This window comes from Pontibacter qinzhouensis, assembly GCF_008017455.1.
Lineage (GTDB): Bacteria > Bacteroidota > Bacteroidia > Cytophagales > Hymenobacteraceae > Pontibacter > Pontibacter qinzhouensis.
Map to the genome: position 1 here is coordinate 1 of NZ_VRTY01000206.1, position 1757 is coordinate 1757.

Consider the following 1757-nt stretch of genomic DNA (forward strand, 5'->3'; position numbering starts at 1 on the left):
GGGGCCGGGTGAGCGACGGGGTGTACTTCTACGAGGCCGAGGTGGAGTTCTTCACCCTGGACCCCGCCCGTGAGAGAGTCCGTTACAAAGGGTGGGTTGAAATCGTCAGGTAATAGAAATAAAATGACAACTTCAGCAAAAGAAAAATTGAAACAAGCTCCTTTAGTTTTTTACGATGGCACCTGTGGCTTTTGCCAGGCGAGTGTTCAGTTTGTGCTAAAACATAATACAAAACAGAACCTGCATTTTGCGGCCCTTCAATCTGAGCTGGCGCTTAAGCTCCTGGCAGGTGCTCAACTTAAAGCGCCTTTGCCCGATTCGATGTTGTTTTTCCAAAACGGGATATTATATGTAGAATCTGATGCGGCCCTTCGGATTGCAGGGCACCTGCGGTTCCCTTTTTCAGCCTTGAAACTTGGCCTTATAATTCCTGCTTTTATGCGCAATGCTATATACCGGATTATAGCCAGAAACCGTTACCATATTGCTGGTCGTGCAGAAGCATGTCTATTGCCCACACATCAGCAGCGAAGCAGGTTTTTGGCTTAAGCTTGCGCATCAACTACTTTAACTAAAAAAAAATAAGGTATAGCTAAATATAAATATTGAAATCTTCGTAGAGCTTACCTGGGGGCACTTCTGCTTTACTAACAGAAGCTATTCCTGCAAAAACCAGAGAAACGAAAGATTATAATTGTGTCTAAGGGTACTATTCTGCTAAAAAGGTATTTTGTAACCTTCTACTTCAGGATTAAATTTAAGCGCACGTACCTGTTTGTGTAGCCTGTTATATATTTATGTATCGATGCCTGAAGCATACCTTGCTATCAGGCAAATTTAGTTTGTGACAGATACCGAAAGTGAAAAAGGGAGGAGAGGTCACTCCACGTAAAACAGATGCTGGCTTTGGCATCATTTGCATCATTATTAGGAAGTAAAAAATATGAAAGAACATTTACTTATAAGAAACCTGCTGCCTTTCTCTTGTCTGTTTGCACTGGTGGTTGTGTTATTGCTGGCTTCTTCCACATCGGTTCAGGCCACGCATATTCGGGCTGGCGACATTACGGCCAAACGCGACACAACGCCAAACCCTAACCCACGCCGCTTCTTCTTTACCATGGTTATTTACCGCGATACAGGTGGTGTGCAAATGGAGAACCCGGTTACTATCAATAATGGGAATCTTGGTGATATCAGTGTGAATGTGGCACAGGTTATACCTATTGGTAATCAGACAGAAAAACATATTTTCCGATGGCAATATACCTATCCGGCAGATGGCACTTACACTGTTTCCTGGAAAGGTGTTAATCGGAATCCCAACATTCAAAACCTGCAGGCGCCATCTGATCAGCATAGCTTTCATATTGAAACAACCATTAATATCAACTCCTTGCGTGGCTTTAACAGCACACCGGTGCTTACCGTCGACCCGGTTGACATAGCGTTGGTTGGTCGGAAGTGGGTACATAACCCGGGTGCTTTTGATGCAGACGGTGACAGCCTTGCTTTCAAGTTCGTGGTGCCCAGACGACGGGATGCAAATGAAAATGTAATAAATGTGCCAGGCTTTGTAATGCCGAATACTCGTTTTAACTGTGCATCGCCAACAAACCCTAGTACCTTCACCCTCGACCCAGAAACGGGGCAGTTGGAGTGGGACCAGCCCTGTATTCGGGGCGAATACAATATAGCATTTGTTGTGGAGGAGTGGCGCGTTTCTCCGGGGGGAGGGGCCGTGAAGCTGGGGGAGG

The 1757-nt window shown here is 45.5% G+C and carries 1 protein-coding gene and 1 pseudogene; both read left to right on the plus strand.

The window, feature by feature from the left end; genetic code table 11:
- Positions 1–123 precede the first annotated feature (123 nt).
- Positions 124–549, plus strand: a complete 426-nt coding sequence (locus FVR03_RS24050) for a thiol-disulfide oxidoreductase DCC family protein (protein ID WP_147924316.1) — start codon at positions 124–126, stop codon at positions 547–549.
- Positions 550–943: 394 nt separating this feature from the next.
- Positions 944–1757: pseudogene (locus tag FVR03_RS24055) on the plus strand (hypothetical protein); the annotation flags it as partial.